The sequence below is a fragment of the Flavobacterium degerlachei genome, from assembly GCF_900106645.1.
In the GTDB taxonomy this organism is placed as follows: domain Bacteria; phylum Bacteroidota; class Bacteroidia; order Flavobacteriales; family Flavobacteriaceae; genus Flavobacterium; species Flavobacterium degerlachei.
This window is the reverse complement of the sequence record NZ_FNMV01000002.1, coordinates 83,695-107,649: the sequence shown is the minus strand read 5'-3', so window position 1 is coordinate 107,649 and position 23,955 is coordinate 83,695. Positions and strand designations below refer to the sequence as shown.

The following is a 23,955-nucleotide window of genomic DNA, read 5'->3' as shown; positions in this document are numbered from 1 at the left end:
AGAATAAGAATCATAATTTAACCTAAAAACCATAATTTATTATGTCGAAAATCATGTTTGATTACACAAAATCAATACTAGAAAGAGTAAGTTTCGATCCGATACTTTTTTGCAAGGAGTTAGAAAAAGCCATCAAATCATTATTACCCTATGAAATGGAGCAATTAAGAGAATGGTTGTCAAATTTTATAATTGAAAAACCAGAATTACAACAATGTTTACTAATTGTAAATCAATAGATAGAAAAAGGAACCCCTAAAAAGGTTCCTTTTTTATGTTCTTATATGGTGTTTTTTAAAAATTTTAAAAGTGATTTTTCTATTTAATTATTTGTAAGATTTTTTATAAAATAAATCTATAAAAGAGTGTGTTAACGTTGTTTTATGCATTTAATCGGATATTGTCATAGAATTAAGAGCATAAACCTTTATATTTATACTGTGCTTTATTAAGAAAACTTTTTAAACCGTATAATTATGTCTAGAATGATTTATGATTACACAAAAGAGATACTCGAAAGAGTTAGTTTTGATCCACAGCTTTTTATTAGGGAACTAAAAAAGGCGGTTAAAACTTTGTTACCCTATGAAATTGACCATTTAAGGAAATGGCTTTTATTTTATACCAATGAAAAACCAGAATTAAAAAAATGTTTGTTTATTATCAATGAATAAAAAAAAGGAACCTTTGTGGGTTCCTTTTTTAATTTATATGAATGATCTGAAAATGTGAAAAACTTTTAAGGATGAATGAAATACATTAATGAAAGACTAATGTTCTTTTAATATATCCAGTTACTGTTTATTACACTTTGGCCTCGCTTTTGCAATAGAGAAAATAAGTGATAATTATATTCATGCTATAATTAGATCAATAACTCTTTAAATAATATGCTATGTCAAGATTAATTTATTTTTACACCAAGGATTCTCTTGAGAAAGTCAGCTTTAATCCTGAATTATTCAGTAAAGAATTAAAAAAAGCAATAAGAAACTTATTGCCTTATGAAATGGAACATTTAAAAAATTGGCTCATGTTTTATACTGACAGCAAACCAGAATTAAAAAAATGTATTTCTTTAATCTGTGAATAAATAGAACATTGTAAAAGTCTATTTCTTCTGAATTGGACTAACTATTTGCACATTTTGAAAAACGATTGCTCCTTTTATAACTCCTGCTATTGTGCTTCTAAGGGCATCAATAATTTGGATTTTTAATTCGCTTTTAGGAAATATTAAGCTCACCTCTCGAGCAGGTTTTGGCTCTTTAAAGTGTCTTAACTTCAACTTATCTGCTTCTTTTAAGTCTAATGTGTGTAGGTAAGGCAGTAATGTTGTACCTAATCCTTCATCAGCTAGTTTTATTAAAGTTTCAAAGCTTCCGCTTTCTATTTGAAAATGACTAAATTCATTTTTCGGATTGTTTTTACACAAATTCAATATTCCATCACGAAAACAGTGTCCATCTTGCAAGAGCAGGATTTCGTCTAAATTTAAGTCGGATACTTCAATCTCTTCTTTTTCAAAATCACGGTGACTTTCTGGGATGTAAGCAACAAATGGTTCAAAGTACAAAACTACTTCCTTAATTTTCTCCTCCATCAGCGGGGTAGCTGCTATTGCTGCATCAAGATGACCGTTGTTTAGTTTTGTGATAATTTCCTCAGTATTTAATTCCTCAATGATGAGTTTTACTTTTGGATATTTTTTGATAAAATTATTTAAAAACATTGGTAGTAAAGTAGGCATGATAGTTGGGATTATCCCTAATCTAAATTCCCCACCAATAAATCCTTTTTGCTGTTCGACAATATCTTGTATCCTACCAGCTTCATTAACAATGTTCTTGGCTTGATTTACGATTTTTTGGCCAATATCAGTTAGTTGGATCGGCTTTTTTGATCGGTCAAAAATCAGAATATTTAATTCCTCTTCAATTTTTTGTATCTGCATGCTCAATGTGGGTTGAGTCACAAAACATTTTTCTGCTGCCAAAGTGAAGTTTTTATGTTCCGCAACTGCAAGCACATATTTTAATTGAGTAATAGTCATGTATAGTATTTTATGATGCAAATATAAAAACAATCAATTTACTTTATAGTGTAAAATCCTGTTTTCTTGCTTAAATTTGATAAAAATAAAAAACATGAAAACAAATATTTTAGGTTTACCAGTTAAAGAATCAGAATTAATAGTAACGGAATTAAATACTTTATTATCAAATTACCAAGTGTACTACCAAAATTTGAGAGGAATTCATTGGAATATTAGAGGAAAACGTTTTTTTGATTTGCATGTTAAATTTGAAGAGCTTTATAACGATTCGCAATTAAAAGTGGATATGATCGCTGAACGTGTTCTTACACTAGGAGGTACACCGCTTCATACTTTTGAAGATTATATCAAAAATAATAAATTAGAAGTAGGTAAGAATGTATCCAATGATGAAAAAGCAATTCATTTGATAGTAAGTTCATTGTCAGATTTATTGAGAATGGAAAGAGAAATTCTTAATAAAGCAGGCGCAATAAATGATGAAGGAACAAACTCTATGATGAGTGACTTTATAGTAGAACAAGAAAAAACCTTATGGATGATGCAAGCATGGCTTGAAGAATAAAGGATTTTCTTTGTTAAGATTAAACAGCAGTATACTAGTAAATTAGAATGCTGCTGTTTTTTTAAATGTTAAATTTTTATGAATTTTCGTAGAGTTCCTATTGGTTCTCTAAGTTAAAATTTACTTTTGTGCTAATGAAATTAATAGCTCGCATATTTTTATTCTTATTTATAGTCTTTTTGGCAACGCCTACGGTTGTGACTATGGTAAAAAAATCATGCGATACCTCAAGATTTTTTAGTCTCTCAGAAGAAGAGCACACTCAAAAAGAAATCAAAGTTTTTACTCGCTACGACGAAATTCAAGTTGGATTCTTAATTGGTAAAAACAATAAATCAAGCCTTATACTTTCAGAAAATTTATCTAAACACGATAATGTTACTGCTAGTATATTCTGTCCCCCGCCAGATTTGGCATAATACTTCCGATTATATTTCAAAAAAAATTAACTTGTTACATTTTTCAATGTAACAAGTTTACATATAATTTATTATAGTATTATGACAAAAAAAATTAATCTTTTTGCCAACCTTAAGTCTGATTTCGCATCTGGTCTAGTGGTTTTTTTGGTGGCGCTACCTTTGTGTTTAGGAATTGCAATGGCTTCTGGTGCACCGTTATTTTCAGGAATTATTTCAGGAGTTATTGGGGGGATCGTAGTTGGTTTCTTAAGTAAATCTCACATCAGTGTTTCAGGACCAGCAGCAGGTTTAACGGCAATTATATTGACCGCAATTACTGATTTTGGTGCTTTTGATATTTTTTTAACAGCCGTTTTTATTTCGGGGCTTATTCAGCTTGCTCTAGGGTTTATTAAAGCAGGAAGTATTTCAAATTATTTTCCTACTAATGTTATTGAAGGGATGCTTGCGGGTATTGGAATTATCATTATTTTAAAACAACTGCCACATGCTTTTGGTTATGATGCCGATTTTGAAGGGGATCAGTCCTTTATTCAAAGTAATGGAGATAATTCTTTTTCTTCCTTATTCGAAGTTTTTAATCACATTCAAATGGGAGCAATTGTGATCACTGTGATATCTTTAATTATTCTAATTTCTTGGGATAAAGTTCCTTTTTTAAAGAAATTAAAATTAATTCCAGGTGCTTTGATAGCAGTAATTTCTGGAATAGTTTTAAATGAAATTTTTATTAGTACAGGAAGTTCTTTGGCAATATCTAATGAGCACCTTGTTAGTTTACCTGTACCTACATCTTTGGATGAATTGAAGTCAATCATTGTAACGCCTAATTTTTCAGGTTTTCTTAACCCACAAGTTTGGATAGTAGGTTTAACAATAGCTATAGTAGCTTCTATAGAGACATTATTGTGTATCGAAGCTGCCGATAGAATGGACGTTCAAAAAAGATATACTGATACAAATGTTGAGCTTAAAGCTCAAGGTATTGGTAATATGTTAAGTTCGCTTATTGGTGGATTACCAATGACTTCTGTTGTTGTGCGCTCGTCAGCAAATAATAATGCTGGAGCAAAATCTAAAATGTCTACTATAATTCATGGTGTATTATTGTTAATCAGTGTACTAGCTATACCGGTTATGTTAAACAAAATTCCATTAGCAACCTTAGCTACGATACTAATTTTAGTAGGTTATAAATTAGCAAAACCAGCAACATTTAAGCACTTTTGGGAAAAAGGGAAATACCAGTTTATACCTTTTATTGCTACCTTAGTAGCTGTTGTAACAACAGATTTGTTAAAAGGGGTACTATTGGGAATTGTGATTAGTATTATTTTTATTCTAAAAGGAAATTTAAAAAGAGCTTACAGTTTCAAAAAGGAAGAGTATATAGATGGAGATATCATTCATATTGATTTAGCTCAAGAAGTGTCGTTCTTAAATAAAGCTGCAATAAAAAGTACTTTAAATGACATTCCAGAAAATTCTAAAGTGATTATAAACGCGCATGATACTGTTTATATAGCGCATGATATCTTAGATCTCATTAGAGAATTTAAAGAAACAAGGGCAATTGATGAAAACATCAAAGTGAAGCTTAAAGGCTTTAAAAATGCCTACGATCTTGACAATAGTCCTGATGTTGCAAACCATGTTTCTTTTGAGCATTATTATGATGTTGCTAAAAGAGTTATGGTTAAGAAAGAAGTTGTAAAAGAAGTTTTCCAAGAATAATATAAAAAAAGAAGAGGTCATGTAATTTAAACCTGAAAAAGGATTTTCTTTACACTGTTTTTAAGGTTAAATACTGACTTGGATATTTAAAAAATAAGCTAATGAGTGATTTTTATAAAAAAATATTAGATAATAATAAGGAGTGGGTTGAAAAGGCTTTAGAAAAAGACCCTAATTTTTTCGCAGACTTAGCCAAAGGGCAAACACCACCATTATTATGGATAGGATGTTCTGACAGTCGTGTTCCTGCAAATGAAATCATAGGTGCTAAACCAGGTGAAGTTTTTGTACACAGGAACATTGCTAACATGGTGGTACATTCTGATATGAATATGTTGAGTGTATTAGATTATGCTGTTAATATTCTGAAGGTAAAACATGTTATTGTATGTGGTCATTATGGTTGTGGTGGTATAAAAGCTGCAATGGGAAACCAGTCGATAGGAATTATTGACAACTGGATTCGTCATATTAAAGATGTGTATCGCTTGCATAATGCGTATTTAGATTCAATTGAAGATGAAACAGAACGTTTTAATACTTTTGTTGAAATTAACGCTAAAGAACAAGTTTTTGATTTATCAAAAACATCGATTGTACAGTCGGCATGGAAAAACGGTCAAGAACTAAGTATCCACGGTTGGGTTTACGGATTGAATTCTGGTTTTGTAACTGACTTGGGTGTTAACATAAGTTCCAATAAAGATTTAGATGAAGTCTTTCAATTACAGTTTTAAATAAAAAAAAATCCGCTGAAAAGCGGATTTTTTTTATTCTATATCTAAATTTTCGTTAAAAGCCGAAGGCAATAGTTTGGGTATAAACTTAATTAATATTGGGAGTAAAAGACTTCCTCCAGGCAATAGAAATATAGTTAATGAGGGAACAGATTTACAAATATCTAATAACTGCTTTTTTACTTTTTTCTTTTCTTTTTCGTCCAAATCTCGGCGTGTAGAAATAGCTAATAAAATCATTAACTCTTTACTTTGGATTATTTCTTTAACCAGTCTGTTTTTATTGCGGCTTATTGGTGTAATTACACTTTGTGTAGCCTGGTCATAGAAATGCTTAACGGGGTTAGAATAATTAAAGTAGGCAATCTCTTTTTTATGATTTGTAATAAATTCATCAGTGTTTTTTATGCTCTCGGTTACAAAGTCATCGGGTACTGAAATTTGTTCAGCCAATTTATGTAAAAAGTACACTTCCTCATTTTCAATTTTCCCATCACTCCATAACGCCATTCCGGCCATGTCAATCAGGTAAAACTTTTCCAGTTCGGAATTGAAATAGCTTAAATCAAGTTCTTCCAGATTTTGAGTGTTTATTTTTGAAAATTTACTGTAGCGAACTGAGGCTTCAAAAAGTTTAATTAATAAATCATCGTAATTTGATTTATTGGTTTTGGTTTTCAATGCAAGTGAAACAATACTGATAACAGCTTCCTCAATTTTTTTAAGGTATTTTTCAGGAATAGATCCATGAATTAAATATTGGCGAAAAGCCAAAACATCAATAAAGAGTAACGCATTAGTTACAATATGCGAAAAGTTCTTACTAATAATATCGATATTGGTTTGAACTCTTTCATCAATTATTTTTTCCAAATTTAAAGAAGGTGAACCATTAGGTAGTACTTTTTTGAACAAGCTAAATCCTTGTGGATTCATTTCGTCATAAAAACCCAAAACTTTTGCTATGAAGGCGGCGGGATTAGTTTCCTGGGTTGTTAAGCTATAAATGGCATTTAAGGTATTTAGTAATGCGACTTTAGGGATCTCATTTTGCACCCAACCTTTAGTTTCAATTGGGACGTTTGTCTCGAATGAAACAATATGACCATATATAAAACCTGTTTTTCTGATATTGTGATAAAACAGTTCGGGACTCTGGTATACAGTTTGTTCCGTTAGTTTTTGTTTAAGAAAATATTTGTCTATCCAACCTGTTGCCGAAGGGTTAATCATTGTTTTATTTTAAAAATGTAAAGCTAAGTCTATTTTTGAATTTATTTAAAAAAGGAAGCTTCAATTAATGTTTAAATTGCTGTTAATTTCTTGCTTTTATATTGTTTTTGCAGCAATTGATTATTTCTATAATTCTATTGTTTCTGGTTGCTTCTCGTTTAGCCTGATTGAGCCAGTATAAGTAGCTTTTCCGGTACGATGGACTAAAAGCCTGATAGTTTTCAAAGGCAATTTTGTTGTCGTCGAATGCGATTTTTAAATCGGATGGTACAATTAAATCTTCTACTTCATCTAGCGAAGTCCAAGAACCATTTATTTTGGCAGTTTCAATTTTGCTTAATCCACTTTCATGCATCAGATTTTCAAGAAGTAGTTTTTCGACGTATGATTTATTGAGTTTACTCCAAACACTTTTATCTTTTCTTGGTGTGAATACTTGCTTTCTCTTTTCGGAATCTAATCTTTTTACTGTAGAATCAATCCAACCGTAACAAATAGCGACCTGAACGGCTTCTTCCCAACGCATACTCTCAAATGGGCTGTCTACTTTATAAAAAATTAGATATATACCTGTGGAGTTCATATGATTTTCATGAAGCCAATTCCGCCATTCTATTGCGTTTTTGAAATAATGCAGTTCCTTTTCTTCCAAATCGTTTTTCTCTTTATTTAATAATTGCTGAACAAGCGACTCTTGCACCTGCATCTCCTGAGGGTTGCGAAACAAAATCATCTGCTCCTTTATGTACGATCAATCCTTTTCCTAGAATGTCTTTTGTAGGATCGCCAGAACCTATATTCCATTCGTCCGTTGTTAAGCTAATAGTTCCGTTTCCGTTTGCATCAGCGGTAAAATTACCAATATCTCCTTTGTGGTATTCTCCAATACCCCATTTGCCGTGCTTTTTGAATGTAGGATTCCAATGTCCTCCAGCAGAGCTTCCGTCTGCTGCTGAGCAATCTGATTTTTCATGAATATGGATCGCATGAATTCCTGGCTGTAAGCCTGCTAATTTCGCAACAAAAGTAACTTTACCGTTTTTTTCTACAAAAGTGGCAGTACCAGAAACATTACTATCGCTTTTAGGTTCAAAAGTGATTTCTAATTTTTTAGAATCAGTAGAGTTGCTATTTGTTTTACAACCAATAAGGACTGCAATGATAACTGCTGTCGAGAGTATGATTTTTTTCATGATTTTTGTGTTTTGCAATTTTTATATAAAATTACATATAAAATAGCATCATAAATTAAAATGTTGGGTTAAATATGAATTAAGAATGTAGAAAAACAACCTTTTTTAATTTTATAAGCCGAAAGGGAATTAGTTGTAGTTTTAGAACGATATAGGCCGTTTAAGTCAAAGTGAAATAGGGTTTGTTTTGACAATAGTTAAGGTAATTAGCTCAATTTGAAGTTTTTGATCTGTTATAATGTCTTTTTTTAATAAAATAAATGTAAATTACATAAAATTAGGTTTTTTTTAGTGTCATATTCTCTGAAATAACTGCTATTACGGAATTATGGCGGTTTAGGCTTCTTTTTTGACTAAATTTGCAGTCCAATATTTTGCTTTTTTAAGACTGTTTTTAATTAAACAGGTTGACATTGATTAAAGATCTTTAATCATTTACTCATTTAAGTTTTTTCTATATACACGCTAGGGCTTTTGGTCTTTAGTTATGCTGTTATTTTGCTTTTTTCGCAAAAAAGGTTCCTGATTTACTGTTTTTTATAAGAATGTAAGCAGAGATTTAGTCTCTGCAGGAAGTGTACATCCTTTTTTTGAATACTATGGGAGGCAGTTTTTTCTGCTTTTAGATTAATATTGGTTGGTTACTATTATTAGGTTTTATATATAAATGGAGGGTTTTAACCCCTCAGAGAGATTAAATTACATTAAATAACAAAATGATTTATGGCTAAGAAGATTATAAGAAGTGATGAGAGGAAATCCATATTTGGATTGGATGTTAATGGGCCTGTGTTTTTTACATCGGCGATTATCATCATCATCATAATAGCATTAACACTGATGTTTAAAGACGGTGCAGAACACGTTTTTACTGCAATTCAGAATTTTGTCGCTAACAAAGCAGGTTGGTTTTTTATCTTAAGTGTCAATATTTTCTTGATATTTATGGTTTACCTGGCCTTCAGTAAATTTGGTCACTTAAGAATTGGAGGGCAAAATGCTAAACCTGAGTTTAAAACGCTGTCTTGGTTCGCGATGCTTTTTAGTGCGGGAATGGGAATTGGATTGTTGTTTTGGAGTATTTCAGAACCCGTTTATCATTTTCTAAGCCCACCAATGGCAGAAGGCGGAAGTGCTGAAGCAGCCAAGGAAGCAATGAGATTTACCTTTTTGCACTGGGGCTTTCACGCCTGGGCAGTTTATGCACTGGTAGGATTATCCTTAGCTTATTTTACATATTCACGTGGGCTTCCACTTACGATCAGATCTATTTTTTATCCTTATTTAGGAGATAGAATTTACGGAAGAATTGGAGATGCCATTGACATCTTCGCTGTAATTGCTACTTTATTTGGTCTTGCTACTTCTTTAGGAATGGGAGTTCAACAAATTGCAGCAGGATTAAATCACCTTTGGGGAATAGATAGTGGTGTTCAAACTCAAATTCTTTTAATTGCAGGAATAACTGCAATTGCAACCGTTTCAGTTGTTTTAGGAGTGGATAAAGGGGTGCGAATCCTGAGTGAATGGAATATGAGAATAGCATTGACTTTTCTTCTAATAGTTGTGATATTAGGACCTACAATCTTTATTTTTAAATCATTCGTACAAAATACAGGAAATTACTTATCTAGTATTCTAGAACTTTCAACTTGGACAGAAAGTTATACGGGTGCTAACTGGCAAAATGCCTGGACCGTTTTTTACTGGGGATGGTGGATTGCATGGTCGCCTTTCGTAGGGATGTTTATCGCTCGTATTTCAAAAGGACGTACAGTACGTGAGTTTATTTTGGGAGTTTTATTAGTGCCTTCTCTTGTAACTTTTTTCTGGATTACAGCTTTTGGAAGCACAGCCTTACATATGACACTTCTGGGTGATGATACTATTGCAAATGCTGTGAATGATAACGTTGCTACTGCACTGTTTGTGTTTTTAGAAGATTATCCTTTCGCATTTTACCTTAACATTATCGCTATAATTTTAATTGCAGGATTCTTTATTACCTCTTCAGATTCAGGATCTTTAGTAGTTGATAATTTAACTTCTGGAGGTAAAATTGATGCACCAGTAGGACAAAGAATCTTTTGGGCACTTGCTGAAGGTGGTGTAGCTGCTGTTCTATTAATAGGTGGTGGATTACAGGCACTTCAAACCGCAACCATAGTTACCGGATTGCCTTTTGCCGTGATTTTAATAGTCATGTGTTTTTCACTTTACAAAGGTTTAAGTGAAGACCTGAAGAAATTACAAAAACGAGAATCGCAAAAAGACCTTGAGAATTACGAGGAAATAGTTTCGGATATCGTTAAAAAACAAAATAGTATTAGCAAAACAAAATTAAACAATCCCAATAATGACTGAAATTAAAAACATCTTGGTCGCCTTAGACCTTTCGGATATTGATAACGCCCTAATTGAGTATGCATCATTTATTGCAGATACGCTTAAGGTTAAAAAAGTGTACTTTGTACATAATATCAAAAAATATGAGATCTCAGAATTATTTGAAGAGCAGTTAAAGGATATTAACCTTGACGAAATAATAGGGGACGAGTTAAATGAAAAGGTAGAAGAAAAATTTAAGTCTTCAGTAGAATGGGAAGTGCTTATTTCTGAAGACCCTTATTCAGAATCTTTGATCAATTATATCGTCAACAAATATGAGGTTCAGTTGGCTTTGATTGGAAATAAAAATAAGGTAAAAGGTACTGGAGTAGTTAGTGGAAAATTATTGCGTTTGTTAAAATGTAATATTCTGTCTATTCCTAAAAATGCGAAACCAGTTATTAGCAATATTTGGGCTGGAACAGATTTTTCAAGTGCTTCAAATAAAGTTTTTGAAGTGGCTGAAAGCTTGCAGAAAAGTACAGCAGCTAAAGTAAAAGCAGTACACGTTTACAATGTGCCGTTGCAATTCTCTCCTTATATTCCAAAGGAACACCTTGATACGAAGATTGAGAATCACCTAAAGGAAAAATATGAGAAATTTATAAAAAAGGTGGGGTACAAAGGGGAACTAACTACTGAAATTATTCCTGGAAGAGATAGTGGGGTTGCCGAGAAACTGCGTGCTAAAGCTGCAGCTGCTAAGGTTGACCTTATCATTGTAGGAGATAAAGGTAGAAATACTTTCTCTTCTTTACTTGTAGGAAGTGTTACTGAGGAACTTTTTAATCAAGATCTGGAAGTGCCTTTATGGATTGTAAAGTAATAGATTAAAATAAGGGAGAGTTTGACATTGATATTAGTAAGTTTACGTTTTATAAAACAAGCTGAATTCAATAATAACATTCATGTCCTAATAAATATAATGAGCCCATGATTTTGATCGTGGGCTCATTTTTTTTTGAATAAACATGTTTCAATTCCGTTGAAAAAAACCGTCTACTATAGAAATTAAAAATCAGTAATCATCGGGTCGATTGCGGCTTTTTCAAATAAATTCAATTAAAAACTATCTTTTTGCTTAAAAGCAGAACGAATTTTTAGCTACTAATTTTGATGGTATTGCAATTAAATTTTAAAACGTCTTTTTTTTATAATAATGTACAACAGTTATGATTTTGGCAATGTTATTGCTTTAAATACTAAAAATAAATCTCATGAAAAAACTAATTTTGTCACTGACCATTTTCTGTTCGGTACTAATTTCTTGTAATTCTGTAAAAACATCTAGCAGTAAAATGACTTCACTTGAAGGCTTTTGGGAATTAAATTACATATCAGGGCCACGTATAGCTTTTGAAGGGTTGTATCCTAATGATAAGCCAACTATTGCTTTTGATTTGAAAGAGAGCAGAGTCTTTGGGAAAAACAGTTGTAACAGTTACTTCGGACCGTTGGCTGTTGACGGCAACAAAATTAATTTCAAAGGACCAATGGGAGCTACAAAAATGTTTTGCCCAGGCGAAGGTGAAAATGTTTATATGACAACACTTGAGAGAATAGATTCTTATTCTGTTTCAAAAGATGGAAAAGTATTAACTTTAATGATGGACGACATCGCAATGATGCGTTTTGAGAAAAAGTAAAGTTATGAAAAAAAGTATAGTTGCCTTGCTAAGTGTCTCATTGTTCTTTTTTAGCTGTAAGAAAGAAATAAAAACGGAAGAAGTAAAAATAGATACAGATACAATTACAAATGTTGTTGATGAAATTACAGCAGATATGCATAATTCTCAAAATGCTTTAGATTGGTCAGGAACCTACAAAGGAATGACTCCTTGTGCAGATTGTGAGGGAATTGAAACAGAACTAATCTTGAGTAAAGACCTGACTTTTGTTCTCAAAACAAAATATTTGGGTAAAGAGAAAGAAAATGTTTTTGAGGAAAAAGGGGATTTTACTTGGAATGAATCTGGCTCCTTTATTTCTTTAAAAGGAATACCTTATCAATATAAAGTAGGAGAAAATACGTTGACGCAATTGGATTTGGATGGAAAAGTAATTGCTGGTTTATTAGCAGATATGTATATTCTAAAGAAGTAAAATTAAATAAAAAAAATGAGCCCATGATTTTGATCGTGGGCTTATTTTTTTACAAGAAAGCAGTTCCAATTCAATTGAAATAAAAACCGTGGAGTTTAGAAATTAAAAAGCCGCAATCATCGGGTCGATTGCGGCTTTCTAAACAAATTTAACTAAAAACTATCTTTTTGCTTAAAAGCAATATTCATTTTCTGCCACTAATTTTGATGTAATAGTCTCTCTTAATCCAACAACATTTGGCATATTAGTATATTTTGTGAAACGTCTCAAGCCCATAAGCATCATACGTTGTTCGTCACCTTCAGCAAAAGAGATAATGCTTTCTTTTCCTTTTAGAGTCACAACATCCACTGCTTGGTACAAGTATAATTTTGCCATTGCAATTTGCTCTTGTATTTTGTCTTCACCTTCTTTTTTGGCCATTTTTTCAGTTCTTAAAATGGTACTTTCTGCCATATAGATCTCGATCAAAATATCAGAAGCCGCCATCAATAACTGTTGGTGTGCATCTAAGTCTGGTCCGTATTTTTGAACGGCACCACCTGCAACCATTAAGAATGCTTTTTTCAATTTAGCAATCATTTCTTTTTCTTCGGCGAATAATTGAGAGTAGTCAGGAGTTTCAAATGATGGTATTCCCATTAACTCTTCTTGTACTTTTGAAGCTGGTCCAAGTAAGTCAACATGACCTTTCATTGCTTTTTTAATCAACATTCCTACTGAAAGCATTCTGTTGATTTCGTTAGTACCTTCGTAGATACGAGCGATACGAGCATCTCTCCAAGCACTTTCCATAGGTGTGTCTTCAGAGAATCCCATTCCACCAAAGATTTGAATTCCTTCATCAGCACAGTTTTGTACATCTTCAGAAACCGCTACTTTAAGTACAGAACATTCGATAGCATATTCTTCAACCCCTTTTAATTCGGCATCTTGATGCGTAGCACCTTCAGCTTCACGAGCAGAGATTCTGTCTTCAATATTTTTTGCTGCTCTATAAGTAGCACTTTCACCAGCATAACAAGAAGTTGCCATTTCAGCTAATTTGGCACGAATCGCTCCAAATTGTGAAATTGCAGTGTTAAACTGGATTCTTTCGTTTGCATATACAGTTGCATTAGTAATTACTCTACGTTGTGCGTCAAGACAGGCTGCAGCCAATTTGATACGACCAACATTCAACGCGTTCATTGCAATTTTAAAACCATTCCCTCTTTCAGAAAGCATGTTCTCAACAGGAACTTTAGTTTCGTTAAAGAAAACTTGACGAGTTGAAGAAGCACGAATTCCTAATTTGTGTTCTTCTTCACCCATTGAGATTCCATTGTCATCAGAATTTTCAACGATAAAACCAGTGATGTTTTTATCATCTCCAATACGTGCAAAAACGATGAATACGCTACAGAAACCTGCATTCGAAATCCACATTTTTTGACCTGTGATAGAATATGATTTTCCGTCCTCAGATAAAACAGCTTTTGTTTTTCCTGAATTCGCATCTGATCCTGCACCTGGCTCAGTAAGGCAGTAAGCACCAAACCATTCGCCAGAAGCTAATTTAGGTACGTATTTTTGTTTTTGTTCTTCGGTACCGTATAAAGTGATTGGCATAGTACCAATTCCTGTATGTGCTCCAAAAGCAGTCGAGAATGATCCCGTTGCACCTGAAATATAATCACAAACCAAAACCGTGTTTACAAATCCCATTCCCATTCCACCGTAAGCTTCAGGAACTGCAACGCTTAAGAAACCTAAGTCTCCCGCTTTACGCATTGTTTCTTCAGTTAAGGCGTAATCTTTCTTTTCAAAACGGTCTTTATTAGGCCATAATTCTTTGTCTACAAACTCTTTTACAGAGTCACGCATCATTAATTGTTCTTCATTGAAATCTTCTGGTGTAAAGATGTCTTCACACTTGGTTTCTTTTACAAGGAATTGACCTCCTCTAGTTACGTCGCTCATTTTTTTTGTTTTTTTTAGATAAAAGATTTTAGAGTAAAGAATATAGAAAATAGATTAGTGAGTAGTGCCGACAGCATTATTTCAATCCATTTTGAAAACCCATAGTCATTCTTTGAAATTCTTCTATTTTTGTTTCTATTTTATTAAATTTTTTGTCGTTAATGTATTTTCTATGCTTTGCAACTATTAGTTGGGTAATGAGTTCAAATGAAGAGCCTAAAGAGATATCTATAAAGTGACTAAAAGATTTATCAGTTCTTGACGAACCTTCAGCAATATTGCTAGGAATTGAAACTGAACATCTGCTTAATTGAGAACTCAAATCAAATCGTTCATGTTTTGGGAACTCTAAAAGAATATCCGATACATCATTTGCGATTTCGATCCCTATTTGCCAAATTTTTAAATTCTTATAATTATGGCGCATACACTGTCTTTTTTAAACAATATCCTTTTCTCTATACTCTTTGCTCTGTTCTCTCTATTCTTTATTCTCTGTTCTATGATCTATATTCTTTACTCTCTACTCTTTGCTCTTTATTCTATACTCTTCTTTACAACAGTTCATAAACCCCGGCACTTCCTTGACCTGTACCTACGCACATAGTAACGATTCCGTATTTGTTACCACGACGTTTCATTTCGTCAAATAATTGAACGGATAGTTTAGCACCTGTACAACCTAGTGGGTGTCCCATTGCGATTGCACCACCGTTTACGTTGATGATATCAGGGTTTAAATCAAGTTCTCTTATTACTGCTAGCGATTGTGAGGCAAAAGCTTCGTTTAATTCTATTAAGTCAATATCATTTATAGAAAGTCCTGCTTGCTTCAATACTTTTGGTATTGCTTTTACAGGTCCAATTCCCATGATTCTAGGTTCAACACCTGCAGAGGCAAAGTTTACTAATCTAGCGATAGGTTCTAGATTCAATTCTTTTACCATTTCTTCGCTCATTACAAGTACAAAAGCGGCACCATCACTCATTTGTGAAGAGTTACCAGCTGTTACGCTTCCACCAGCTTCAAAAACGGGTCTTAAACCTGCTAATGCTTCTTTTGAAGTTCCAAATCTTGGTCCTTCATCTTTGTTTACTACGTATGACTTTGTTTCTTTTTTACCGTTTTCATTGATAAACGTTTGTTCTACCGTGATAGGAACAATTTGTTTGTCAAATTTACCATCAGCTTGCGCTTTCAAGGCTTTCATATGAGAGTTGTAAGCAAACTCATCTTGGTCTTCTCTAGATACTTTAAATTGTTGCGCTACTGCTTCGGCTGTTAAACCCATTCCCCAGTAGTAGTCTTCGTTTCCTGCTTTTGCAACAGCATAATCCGGAGTTGGCTTGTAACCTCCCATCGGAATGAAACTCATACTTTCAGCACCACCTGCAATAATACAATGTGCCATTCCTGATTGAATTTTGGCTGTAGCCATCCCAATTGTTTCCAATCCAGACGCACAGTAACGGTTAACCGTTACACCAGGAACATCTTCGATTTTCAATCCCATTAGGGAAATCAAACGCGCGATGTTCAATCCTTGTTCCGCTTCCGGCATGGCATTTCCTACCATAACGTCATCGATACGAGTCTTGTCAAAATCAGGCAGTTCATTCATCATAAATTCGATGGTTTCTGCTGCCAATTCATCAGGTCTTTTAAATCTGAACACTCCTTTTGGGGCTTTCCCCACGGCTGTTCTGTATGCTTTTACTATATAGGCTGTTTTCATAATGTTTTCTTTTTAAGAGTAGAGAATATAGAGAATAGAAAATAGACTTTCCGTGTCGTCTTTGATCTATATTCTATTCTCTTTTTTCTATTTTCTAATTTCTAAGTGGTTTCCCCTTGGTTAACATAAACTGGATTCTTTCTAGTGTTTTTCTTTCTGTACAAAGTGACAAGAAAGCTTCACGTTCTAGATCTAATAAATATTGTTCACTTACCATTGTAGGCTCAGATAAATCACCACCAGCCATTACATAAGCCAGTTTGTTTGCGATTTTCTTGTCGTGTTCTGATATGTATTTTCCAGCTTCCATTTGGTCTGTTCCTACTAAGAACATTCCCAATGCTTGTTTTCCTAATACCTTAACATCCGTTCTGTGAATAGGTTGTGTATAACCTGCTTCAGCCATAATCAACGCATGTTTCTTAGCTTCCGCAATCTGACGGTCTTTGTTTACTACAATGATATCTTTTCCTTTTTGTAAAAGTCCAGTATCAAAAGCTTCGTATCCAGAAGTAGATACTTTAGCCATAGCGATAGTCAAGAAATACTCTTGCAATACATTCAGCTCCACATCATTTTTGTGGAACAAATCAGAAGCACGCAAGGCTAGTTCTTTTGAACCTCCACCACCAGGAATTACTCCAACACCAAACTCAACTAATCCCATATAAGTTTCTGCAGCAGCGACTACTTTATCAGCATGTAAGCTCATTTCGCAACCACCACCAAAAGTCATTCCGTGAGGTGCAACCACTACTGGAATTCCAGAGTAACGCACGCGCATCATCGTGTCTTGGAACATTTTGATAGCCATGTTCAATTCGTCATATTCTTGCTCAACAGCCATCATAAATATCATTCCGATATTAGCACCAACAGAGAAATTCGCTGCTTGGTTACCTATAACTAGACCTTGATATTCTTTTTCGGCTAAGTCGATTCCTTTATTGATCGCTTGTAAAACATCACCACCAATAGTATTCATTTTAGACTGGAACTCTAAGTTCAAGATTCCGTCTCCTAAGTCTTGTATAATTGCACCGCTATTGCTCCATACTTTTTTGCTTTCGCGTATGTTGTTCAAGATGATAAATGAATCTTGACCAGGAACTTTAGTCTGTGCTTTTGTAGGGATATTGTAGAAATAAGTAGCACCTTCTTTAATAGTATAGAAACTTTTACTTCCGGCAGCTAGCATGTCATTTACCCAAGCAGCAGGAGCAAGGCCTTCCGCTTTCATGATTTCGATTCCTTTTTCGACACCTATAGCATCCCAAATTTCGAATGGACCATTTTCCCAACCGAATCCTGCTTTCATAGCATCATCGATTTTGTAAAGTTCATCTGAGATTTCTGGAATTCTGTTTGATACATAAGCAAACATACCAGCAAAACTTTTGCGGTAAAATTCACCTGCTTTGTCTTTTCCTTTTACAAGAACTTTAAAGCGGTCAATAGGTTTGTCAATTGTTTTGGTAAGTTCTAAAGTAGCAAACGATGCTTTTTTAGACGCTCTGTATTCTAAAGTGTTTAAATCCAAAGTCAGGATTTCTTTTCCTTCTTTTTTATAAAAACCCTGTCCAGTTTTGCTACCAAACCATTTGTTCTCCATCATTTTATTGACGAAATCAGGTAGTTTAAACAATTCGTGTTGCTCGTCATCAGGGCAGTTTTCGTAGATTCCGTTAGCAACATGTACTAAAGTATCTAATCCTACAACATCTACCGTTCTGAAAGTTGCTGATTTTGGTCGGCCAATAACTGGTCCGGTCAATTTATCTACTTCTTCAATAGTCAAGCCCATTTCTTTAACCAAATGGAACAAGCTTTGAATTCCGTAAATACCAACACGGTTCCCAATAAATGCAGGAGTATCCTTAGCAACAACCGAAGTTTTACCTAAGAATTTCTCTCCGTATATAGTAAGGAAGTCCAAAACCTCAGATGAAGTTTGTGGTCCAGGAATAATTTCAAATAATTTTAAGTAACGCGCAGGGTTGAAAAAGTGAGTTCCGCAGAAGTGTTTTTGAAAATCTTCGCTTCTTCCTTCACTCATAAAGTGAATTGGAATTCCAGATGTGTTTGAAGTAACCAAAGTTCCTGGCTTTCTGAATTTTTCGATTTGTTCGAAAACCATTTTTTTGATGTCCAAACGCTCTACTACCACCTCAATAATCCAGTCTACATTGGTAATTTTAGCCATATCATCCGTAGTATTTCCAGTCGTGATTCGGTTAGCGAATTTCTGACTGTAAATAGGAGAGGGCTTTGATTTCAGGGAATTAGCTAAATGCTCGTTTACCAATCTGTTTCTAACGATTTTACTTTCTAAAGTCAGACCTTTTTTAGTTTCGGCATCAGTAAGTTCTCTTGGAACAATGTCCAAAAGTAAAACTTCAACTCCAATGTTGGCAAAATGGCAAGCAATTCCTGAACCCATAATTCCGGATCCTATCACTGCAACTTTTTTAATTGTGCGTTTCATACGTGGTTTATATTTATTTTATATTAGATCCCAATAGGTATTGGGAGTATTGACATTCTTAATTTTATTTCAGACTGATAGTACTATCGCTTTCTGAATTTTCAGTTTGAGTAAATATGTTTTTCTCTTGAATCAATTCGTTGATCGTCTCGGCTACTTCAATGAAGTGTTGGAGTTTTTCGTCAGAGATATGTTGTTTCACAGTTTCATTAAATTTCAAAACGGTATTCTTTGACAATTCCCTTTTCTCTTTACCAAAATCAGTTAGGTAAATCAAAACACCGCGACCATCCTCTGGATTTTTCTTTCTAATGATCAATCCCTTATCTTCCATAGATTTTAAGGTTCTGGTCAAACTAGTGGCTTCCATACCCATTTTAGGTCCCAAAGCTGTCGAAGGAGTTCCTCCCTCTTTATCAATGCTCAGCAATGCAAAACCTGTGGCCATACTGGCATCGTATTTTGAAGCTTCTTCGTTATACATTCTTGCAACCGCTTGCCAAGTAGCGCGGAGGATGTAATCTATTGTTTTGTCTTTCATAGGTAACTATATCGATTTCAAATATAAGAAATAAAATACTATGCACGCATAATAAATTCAATTATTTTTTTATAAAAAGTATTAAATATAGAAAAATACCACTGAATAAGAGAAAATTAGGTGGTTTATTAACTTGTTTTTTGGGCATGTCCTTTCGTTAAAACTACAGGTCGGGCTGTCCGTTGTATCTTTTATATCGCTATCGCGCTATAAAAGGATGCCACTTCCATCCCTCATGCAGCTCTGGGTTCAAGGGAAAAAGAGTGCTAAACAGCTGAAAGAAATTACAGCGCTTATTTGAATGGCAAGAAAAGTTGTATACATTTGATGTTATATACTAGTTGTGCGACATTTAACCAAAAAACCAATGAAAATCAACATATTACTTTTATTTTTGATCACTTTTAACTCATTTTGCCAAACGAATACTGATAGTGTTATTGTGAAAAATAAGGTAAAAGAAGTGAGAATTTTTGATAACAAAAACAATCTAGTTTCTTTATCTAAATATGATTTAAAAGGTAATGTTTTATTTAAATCAATGGACAATTTTACTTCTGCTGTATTTTTAAAAACATCTGAATCTAACGAATACAATGACAATGGAAAATTAATTAAAAAAACATCCACGCATTCCTCATTTAAAGAACCAACAATATGGATAAAGGAATATGATAAAAATCAAAACCTTTTGAACATTAAAGATGAAAAAGGTAATTTAATATTTCAGTTTTTTTATGATGATTCAAATTTTAAGAATAAAGAAATAATGTATTCTGAAAACAAAATATCTCAAACTACGATATTTGAAAAGCGAAATAATGGAAATGAAATAATTTCGTTAATAAATGGAGATTTTCTAAAAAACAGAAAAAATATTTCGTTTTTTGATGAGAACAAAAATGAATTTAAAACAGAATCTTATAACAATGAAAAATTAAGATTTTCTTCAAATTCAACTTACACAAAAAATCGAATAACGAAAATTATTTATAATGAAACTAATGGTCAAAATGGAAACAATTTCTATTATGATTCAAAAAACAGGCTAATCAAAAGAGAATTATTTGACATAGAAAATGGGAAAGAAATAAATGGAAATTATGAAGTTTATGAATATTTAGAAAATGATTTAATCAAAAAGTACGTTGAAAATATATATTCATTATCTGGCTTAAATGAATATAGATATGAATACGATTACTACAAATAAACGTCGCACAACCGCTGTTTTGATATAGCTGGAATTTAGTGGAATTATCGTTTCGCACCAAGTTTTCGTTAAGCCGAAAATTGAGCGGTTACGAACTTTCAGCCATCTCAAAGTGGCATAACGTTGGCGGTCATTTAAAAAAACGGAATTAGAAATAACAATACTTTCATGAACGAAAAAGAACTTACCTTAAATATAGAGTGGAAATATGAAGACTATATTTATTCGCATAATTTTAGTTTAGAAAGAGTTGGCGGTTATATTTCTTCAATAACAAAACAAGGTGAACAATTCATAAACCCAGAACATTTATATAAATTTTATGGGAAAAATGAATTAAGTTTAAATTCACTTTTAGATGGCTATTTATATTTCTCAAGTCCAAAACATTTTAATGATCCTTTTGATTGTTTGAACAATAGAGAAGAATACATAATTAAAGGAGGTGAAGGCATAAAAAAACATCGCGAAAACATAGGTGTTTGTTGTTTTAGTCTTGTAAATAATAATCCATTAATGTGGGGACATTATACAAATAGTTATTCTGGATTTTGTTTAAAATTTGAAAACAAATCATTACTTCAAAATACAAATATTGCAATTAAAAGTCATGTTGCGTATCTAAAAGATTACAAACCTTCAAACGACAATATTTCGAAAGTTATTTCAGAATTAAAAAATGTGGCAATAAAAACTGATGTTAAGGAAATTATCCAAAAATCATTAACTATGGTATTTGAATATTGTTGGAAATATTATGATTGGAAATATGAAAAAGAATTTAGAGCAGTCTCTATAAATTCTAATTCATTTGACCGAAAAATAAAGTTTGATAAAAAGGATGTTAAAGAAATTTATATTGGACAACTTATGAAAAGTAAAGATCCTCATTATTATAATTTACTTATGCATATCCTAAAAAAAGAATACCCACATATTAAAATATATGAAGTAAAACCACATCCTTTAGTAGTAAAATTAGATTTTGAAGAGATAACTAACTAAGTAAACTATCTGCCAACACACGCTACAAGTAATTTGAGTATTAGGCTTAATTTGAAATTGGTTTTGTATTTGGGATGATTTGGCAAATCCGAAAATAGGGCTTAATTTAGTCCCAAACTGCTTGTAGCGCTGGAACGTTATACTAACCACTACTCAATAAATAGCATTAAACAAAATAAACAATGACAAACAAAGAGCTTTCAGAATTAACTGACCAAGAATTATTAGACGAAGCAAAAAAAACGAGATCATTTTCAATTACGAATGCTTTGATTATTGGGATTTTAGTAGGGGTAATATTTTATAGTATTGTTAAAAACAGTTGGGGAATGCTTACATTAATCCCTTTGTATCTTATCTACAAAATGATTAATGACCCTAAAAATAAAAGAAGTAAAGACTTAGAAGAACTTTTAAAGGAACGAAATTTGAAATGACCAATAATAGAAAGAGACTACTTATAGGACTTTTAACAGGTCGATAATTTACTGACAAAAATATGGCAACAGTATTTCATTATCAACTGGCTTAAAGGCGAAACATTAGCGGAGGTTTTATCTCTACCTTGGATTTCAAAAAAACTAAAATACACAAGGACTGAGGTGAATCCTTCGTCAGCATGACAACATTGAGGATAAATTTTTGGTGAGTTTTTAGTAAGCTATATCAAAATTTTTTTTTCTACTTTGAAATCCCCAAAAGCCTAGCAAACCAACTTTCAAAAAAAAACATAAAAAAACCACGAATTGCAATTCGTAGTTTTTCATTTTGTTTAATTATATATTTTATGGAATAGATCGATGTATTTTTCCATCACTATTTTTCGTTTCAGTTTCAAGGTTGGAGTCAATTGCCCTCCTTCAATAGACCAAATCTCTGGTGTGAGTTCGAATCGTTTTATTTTTTCCCAGTTTCCAAATTTCAAATTTAAGTGGTCAATTTCTTCTTGGATTCTTGCGATTACTTTTTCATTAGAAATGATTGCTTCATTGCTCACTCCCACATCGATTCCGTGAATGGTTGCCCATTCTTTTACAAAATCAAAATTAGGCTGAATGAAGGCAGCTGGCATTTTTTGTCCGTCACCTATAACCATGATTTGATCAATGAAACGAGATTGTTTCATCGTGTTTTCAATGATTTGTGGTGCAATATATTTTCCCCCTGAGGTTTTAAACATTTCCTTTTTACGGTCAGTGATTTTTAAGAAACCATCTTTGTCAAAAATCCCTATGTCACCTGTATGGAAGTAACCGTCGACGATTACCTCATTAGTTAATTTTTCGTCTTTATAATAGCCCATCATCACGTTAGGTCCTTTGCAAAGGATTTCTCCGTCTTCGGCAATTAGTACTTCCACGTTGTCAATCACTTTACCTACAGTTCCTACTCTAAAACCGTGATTTCTCATGTCATTTACAGAGATTACTGGCGAAGTTTCTGTTAATCCGTAACCTTCCATTACTGGAATTTCAGCTGCAGCAAAAATACGCGCTAGTCTAGGTTGTAATGCCGCACTCCCTGAAACCATCAAATCTAAATTACCACCTAAACCTTCTTTCCATTTACTGAAAATTAATTTACGTGCAATTTTAAGTTGCATTTCATACCACATACCATTTGCACCATAAGGCTCATAACGCAATCCTAAATCAATAGCCCAAAAGAAAAGGTTCTTTTTGATGCCAGTTAATTCAGTACCTTTTGCATAAATCTTGTCATACACTTTCTCTAAAAGTCTAGGAACAGCTGTGATAACGGTAGGTTTTACTTCTTTTAAATTGTCACTGATTTTATCAATGGCTTCTCCAAAATAGATTGATACACCATAATATTGGTATAAATACAAAATCATTCTTTCGAATATATGGCAAACGGGTAGGAAACTCAAAGCTCTGCTGCTTCCTGCCTCAAATGGAATTCTAGGAGCACTATTTAGTACATCAGAAACGATATTTTTGTGCGAAAGCATTACTCCTTTAGGTTTTCCTGTTGTCCCTGAAGTATAAATGATAGTCGCTAATTCGTCTGTTTTAACGTTGTTTTTTCGAGCTTCAACCTCGTCTTGGTTGCTTGTGTCAAGACCAAGAATTAGTAATTCGTTCCAGTTTTTACAGCCTTCAATGTTGTCAAAGGAATACACTTCTTTTAGATAAGGAACTTTATGTTTTATTGCATTTACTTTTGCTAATACTTCAACATCAGACACAAAACAATACATGGCTTCAGAATGATTCAGGATGTACTCGTAATCATCCTCAGTAATAGTAGGGTAGATGGGAATAGTTTGTGCTCCAGTTTGTAAAACACCAATATCCATGATGTTCCATTCCGTCCTGTTACTGGATGAAATAAGGGCGACTTTATCATTTTTTTGAATACCCATTCTCAAAAGTGCCCTCGAAACGGCATTTGCTTTTGCGATATATTCTTGTGTTGAAGTCTTTACCCAAACCCCATCGTGCTTTGTTACTAAAGCGTCAGGAATTGAAGTGAATTTATCTTGCTGATAATAAGGAAAATCAAAGAGTCTGGTTATAGAAGTCATTAATCAAAATGTTGAATTGACTCGCAAATTAAAT

At 33.1% G+C, this 23,955-nt stretch carries 24 protein-coding genes and 1 pseudogene; 15 read left to right on the top strand and 10 right to left on the bottom strand.

Annotated elements, in window-relative coordinates:
- Positions 1 to 41: 41 nt before the first annotated feature.
- The 3 genes from BLV91_RS02640 (at position 42) to BLV91_RS02630 (ending at position 1,093) form a co-directional block, all read left to right on the top strand.
- Positions 42 to 239: a hypothetical protein gene (locus BLV91_RS02640; RefSeq protein WP_091429341.1), complete on the top strand. Its 198-nt coding sequence runs from the start codon at positions 42 to 44 to the stop codon at positions 237 to 239.
- Between the two features lie 237 nt (positions 240 to 476).
- Positions 477 to 674 (top strand): hypothetical protein, encoded by a 198-nt coding sequence (locus BLV91_RS02635; protein WP_091429339.1) that lies wholly within the window; start codon positions 477 to 479, stop codon positions 672 to 674.
- Positions 675 to 895: 221 nt separating this feature from the next.
- Positions 896 to 1,093, top strand: a complete 198-nt coding sequence (locus tag BLV91_RS02630) for a hypothetical protein (protein WP_091429337.1) — start codon at positions 896 to 898, stop codon at positions 1,091 to 1,093.
- 18 nt (positions 1,094 to 1,111) lie between these two features.
- On the opposite strand, the gene BLV91_RS02625 is transcribed toward BLV91_RS02630, so the two are convergent.
- Positions 1,112 to 2,053 carry a LysR substrate-binding domain-containing protein gene (locus tag BLV91_RS02625; protein ID WP_091429335.1) on the bottom strand — a complete coding sequence of 314 codons (942 nt, stop codon included), beginning with the start codon at positions 2,051 to 2,053 and terminating at the stop codon, positions 1,112 to 1,114.
- 94 nt (positions 2,054 to 2,147) lie between these two features.
- Between BLV91_RS02625 and BLV91_RS02620 the strand changes: the two genes are divergently transcribed.
- From BLV91_RS02620 to can, 4 genes are all read left to right on the top strand, one after another.
- Complete coding sequence (locus BLV91_RS02620; RefSeq protein WP_091429334.1) at positions 2,148 to 2,621, top strand: Dps family protein; 474 nt, start codon at positions 2,148 to 2,150, stop codon at positions 2,619 to 2,621.
- 134 nt (positions 2,622 to 2,755) lie between these two features.
- Positions 2,756 to 3,040: a hypothetical protein gene (locus BLV91_RS02615; RefSeq protein ID WP_245709591.1), complete on the top strand. Its 285-nt coding sequence runs from the start codon at positions 2,756 to 2,758 to the stop codon at positions 3,038 to 3,040.
- An 81-nt stretch (positions 3,041 to 3,121) separates the two neighbouring features.
- On the top strand, positions 3,122 to 4,777 hold the full coding sequence (locus BLV91_RS02610) for a SulP family inorganic anion transporter (protein ID WP_091429332.1): 1,656 nt from the start codon (positions 3,122 to 3,124) through the stop codon (positions 4,775 to 4,777).
- 101 nt (positions 4,778 to 4,878) lie between these two features.
- Complete coding sequence (gene can, locus BLV91_RS02605) at positions 4,879 to 5,514, top strand: carbonate dehydratase (protein WP_091429330.1); 636 nt, start codon at positions 4,879 to 4,881, stop codon at positions 5,512 to 5,514.
- A gap of 33 nt (positions 5,515 to 5,547) precedes the next feature.
- On the opposite strand, the gene BLV91_RS02600 is transcribed toward can, so the two are convergent.
- The 3 genes from BLV91_RS02600 to BLV91_RS02590 form a co-directional block, all read right to left on the bottom strand.
- Positions 5,548 to 6,747: an LETM1-related biofilm-associated protein gene (locus BLV91_RS02600; RefSeq protein WP_091429327.1), complete on the bottom strand. Its 1,200-nt coding sequence runs from the start codon at positions 6,745 to 6,747 to the stop codon at positions 5,548 to 5,550.
- Between the two features lie 82 nt (positions 6,748 to 6,829).
- Complete coding sequence (locus BLV91_RS02595) at positions 6,830 to 7,453, bottom strand: YdeI/OmpD-associated family protein (RefSeq protein WP_091429325.1); 624 nt, start codon at positions 7,451 to 7,453, stop codon at positions 6,830 to 6,832.
- Complete coding sequence (locus BLV91_RS02590) at positions 7,413 to 7,940, bottom strand: superoxide dismutase family protein (protein ID WP_091429323.1); 528 nt, start codon at positions 7,938 to 7,940, stop codon at positions 7,413 to 7,415. The genes BLV91_RS02595 and BLV91_RS02590 overlap by 41 nt, the downstream gene beginning before the upstream one ends.
- Positions 7,941 to 8,409: 469 nt before the next feature.
- Between BLV91_RS02590 and BLV91_RS17315 the strand changes: the two are divergent.
- The 5 genes and pseudogenes from BLV91_RS17315 to BLV91_RS02570 all read left to right on the top strand — a co-directional run.
- Positions 8,410 to 8,466, top strand: a pseudogene (locus BLV91_RS17315) (GlyGly-CTERM sorting domain-containing protein); the annotation flags it as partial.
- A 197-nt stretch (positions 8,467 to 8,663) separates the two neighbouring features.
- A complete protein-coding gene (locus BLV91_RS02585) occupies positions 8,664 to 10,304 on the top strand; it encodes a BCCT family transporter (RefSeq protein WP_091429320.1) in 1,641 nt (546 codons plus the stop codon).
- Complete coding sequence (locus tag BLV91_RS02580) at positions 10,297 to 11,154, top strand: universal stress protein (protein ID WP_091429317.1); 858 nt, start codon at positions 10,297 to 10,299, stop codon at positions 11,152 to 11,154. Before BLV91_RS02585 ends, BLV91_RS02580 begins: the two co-directional genes overlap by 8 nt.
- Positions 11,155 to 11,545: 391 nt before the next feature.
- A complete protein-coding gene (locus BLV91_RS02575; protein ID WP_091429314.1) occupies positions 11,546 to 11,974 on the top strand; it encodes an META domain-containing protein in 429 nt (142 codons plus the stop codon).
- A gap of 4 nt (positions 11,975 to 11,978) precedes the next feature.
- On the top strand, positions 11,979 to 12,431 hold the full coding sequence (locus BLV91_RS02570) for a copper resistance protein NlpE (protein WP_091429312.1): 453 nt from the start codon (positions 11,979 to 11,981) through the stop codon (positions 12,429 to 12,431).
- Between the two features lie 171 nt (positions 12,432 to 12,602).
- Here the strand turns inward: BLV91_RS02570 and BLV91_RS02565 are convergent, their stop codons facing one another.
- The 5 genes from BLV91_RS02565 to BLV91_RS02545 all read right to left on the bottom strand — a co-directional run bounded on the left by BLV91_RS02565 (position 12,603) and on the right by BLV91_RS02545 (position 19,155).
- On the bottom strand, positions 12,603 to 14,393 hold the full coding sequence (locus BLV91_RS02565) for an acyl-CoA dehydrogenase family protein (protein ID WP_091429308.1): 1,791 nt from the start codon (positions 14,391 to 14,393) through the stop codon (positions 12,603 to 12,605).
- Between the two features lie 76 nt (positions 14,394 to 14,469).
- A complete protein-coding gene (locus BLV91_RS02560) occupies positions 14,470 to 14,820 on the bottom strand; it encodes a four helix bundle protein (protein WP_091429305.1) in 351 nt (116 codons plus the stop codon).
- A gap of 127 nt (positions 14,821 to 14,947) precedes the next feature.
- On the bottom strand, positions 14,948 to 16,129 hold the full coding sequence (locus BLV91_RS02555) for an acetyl-CoA C-acyltransferase (protein WP_007138927.1): 1,182 nt from the start codon (positions 16,127 to 16,129) through the stop codon (positions 14,948 to 14,950).
- 94 nt (positions 16,130 to 16,223) lie between these two features.
- Entirely contained in the window at positions 16,224 to 18,614 is a 2,391-nt protein-coding gene (locus tag BLV91_RS02550) for a 3-hydroxyacyl-CoA dehydrogenase/enoyl-CoA hydratase family protein (protein WP_091429302.1), read from the bottom strand.
- Between the two features lie 64 nt (positions 18,615 to 18,678).
- Positions 18,679 to 19,155, bottom strand: a complete 477-nt coding sequence (locus BLV91_RS02545) for a MarR family winged helix-turn-helix transcriptional regulator (RefSeq protein WP_091429299.1) — start codon at positions 19,153 to 19,155, stop codon at positions 18,679 to 18,681.
- Positions 19,156 to 19,597: 442 nt separating this feature from the next.
- Here BLV91_RS02545 and BLV91_RS02540 point away from each other — a divergent pair, with 442 nt between their 5' ends.
- From BLV91_RS02540 to BLV91_RS02530, 3 genes are all read left to right on the top strand, one after another.
- Positions 19,598 to 20,368: a hypothetical protein gene (locus BLV91_RS02540; RefSeq protein WP_139262258.1), complete on the top strand. Its 771-nt coding sequence runs from the start codon at positions 19,598 to 19,600 to the stop codon at positions 20,366 to 20,368.
- Between the two features lie 168 nt (positions 20,369 to 20,536).
- Positions 20,537 to 21,373: a DUF2971 domain-containing protein gene (locus BLV91_RS02535; protein ID WP_091429292.1), complete on the top strand. Its 837-nt coding sequence runs from the start codon at positions 20,537 to 20,539 to the stop codon at positions 21,371 to 21,373.
- 182 nt (positions 21,374 to 21,555) lie between these two features.
- Entirely contained in the window at positions 21,556 to 21,810 is a 255-nt protein-coding gene (locus tag BLV91_RS02530) for an FUSC family protein (protein ID WP_091429290.1), read from the top strand.
- Between the two features lie 335 nt (positions 21,811 to 22,145).
- Here the strand turns inward: BLV91_RS02530 and BLV91_RS02525 are convergent, their stop codons facing one another.
- On the bottom strand, positions 22,146 to 23,921 hold the full coding sequence (locus tag BLV91_RS02525; protein ID WP_091429288.1) for an AMP-dependent synthetase/ligase: 1,776 nt from the start codon (positions 23,919 to 23,921) through the stop codon (positions 22,146 to 22,148).
- Positions 23,922 to 23,955 lie beyond the last annotated feature (34 nt).

Excerpts from the sequence above, each read along its gene's own strand:
- BLV91_RS02640 (WP_091429341.1), top strand. The coding sequence starts at position 42 with ATGTCGAAAATCATGTTTGATTACACAAAATCAATACTAGAAAGAGTA.
- BLV91_RS02635 (WP_091429339.1), top strand. The coding sequence starts at position 477 with ATGTCTAGAATGATTTATGATTACACAAAAGAGATACTCGAAAGAGTT.
- BLV91_RS02630 (WP_091429337.1), top strand. The coding sequence starts at position 896 with ATGTCAAGATTAATTTATTTTTACACCAAGGATTCTCTTGAGAAAGTC.
- BLV91_RS02625 (WP_091429335.1), bottom strand. The coding sequence starts at position 2,053 with ATGACTATTACTCAATTAAAATATGTGCTTGCAGTTGCGGAACATAAA.
- BLV91_RS02620 (WP_091429334.1), top strand. The coding sequence starts at position 2,148 with ATGAAAACAAATATTTTAGGTTTACCAGTTAAAGAATCAGAATTAATA.
- BLV91_RS02615 (WP_245709591.1), top strand. The coding sequence starts at position 2,756 with ATGAAATTAATAGCTCGCATATTTTTATTCTTATTTATAGTCTTTTTG.
- BLV91_RS02610 (WP_091429332.1), top strand. The coding sequence starts at position 3,122 with ATGACAAAAAAAATTAATCTTTTTGCCAACCTTAAGTCTGATTTCGCA.
- can (WP_091429330.1), top strand. The coding sequence starts at position 4,879 with ATGAGTGATTTTTATAAAAAAATATTAGATAATAATAAGGAGTGGGTT.
- BLV91_RS02600 (WP_091429327.1), bottom strand. The coding sequence starts at position 6,747 with ATGATTAACCCTTCGGCAACAGGTTGGATAGACAAATATTTTCTTAAA.
- BLV91_RS02595 (WP_091429325.1), bottom strand. The coding sequence starts at position 7,453 with ATGCAGGTGCAAGAGTCGCTTGTTCAGCAATTATTAAATAAAGAGAAA.
- BLV91_RS02590 (WP_091429323.1), bottom strand. The coding sequence starts at position 7,940 with ATGAAAAAAATCATACTCTCGACAGCAGTTATCATTGCAGTCCTTATT.
- BLV91_RS02585 (WP_091429320.1), top strand. The coding sequence starts at position 8,664 with ATGGCTAAGAAGATTATAAGAAGTGATGAGAGGAAATCCATATTTGGA.
- BLV91_RS02580 (WP_091429317.1), top strand. The coding sequence starts at position 10,297 with ATGACTGAAATTAAAAACATCTTGGTCGCCTTAGACCTTTCGGATATT.
- BLV91_RS02575 (WP_091429314.1), top strand. The coding sequence starts at position 11,546 with ATGAAAAAACTAATTTTGTCACTGACCATTTTCTGTTCGGTACTAATT.
- BLV91_RS02570 (WP_091429312.1), top strand. The coding sequence starts at position 11,979 with ATGAAAAAAAGTATAGTTGCCTTGCTAAGTGTCTCATTGTTCTTTTTT.
- BLV91_RS02565 (WP_091429308.1), bottom strand. The coding sequence starts at position 14,393 with ATGAGCGACGTAACTAGAGGAGGTCAATTCCTTGTAAAAGAAACCAAG.
- BLV91_RS02560 (WP_091429305.1), bottom strand. The coding sequence starts at position 14,820 with ATGCGCCATAATTATAAGAATTTAAAAATTTGGCAAATAGGGATCGAA.
- BLV91_RS02555 (WP_007138927.1), bottom strand. The coding sequence starts at position 16,129 with ATGAAAACAGCCTATATAGTAAAAGCATACAGAACAGCCGTGGGGAAA.
- BLV91_RS02550 (WP_091429302.1), bottom strand. The coding sequence starts at position 18,614 with ATGAAACGCACAATTAAAAAAGTTGCAGTGATAGGATCCGGAATTATG.
- BLV91_RS02545 (WP_091429299.1), bottom strand. The coding sequence starts at position 19,155 with ATGAAAGACAAAACAATAGATTACATCCTCCGCGCTACTTGGCAAGCG.
- BLV91_RS02535 (WP_091429292.1), top strand. The coding sequence starts at position 20,537 with ATGAACGAAAAAGAACTTACCTTAAATATAGAGTGGAAATATGAAGAC.
- BLV91_RS02530 (WP_091429290.1), top strand. The coding sequence starts at position 21,556 with ATGACAAACAAAGAGCTTTCAGAATTAACTGACCAAGAATTATTAGAC.
- BLV91_RS02525 (WP_091429288.1), bottom strand. The coding sequence starts at position 23,921 with ATGACTTCTATAACCAGACTCTTTGATTTTCCTTATTATCAGCAAGAT.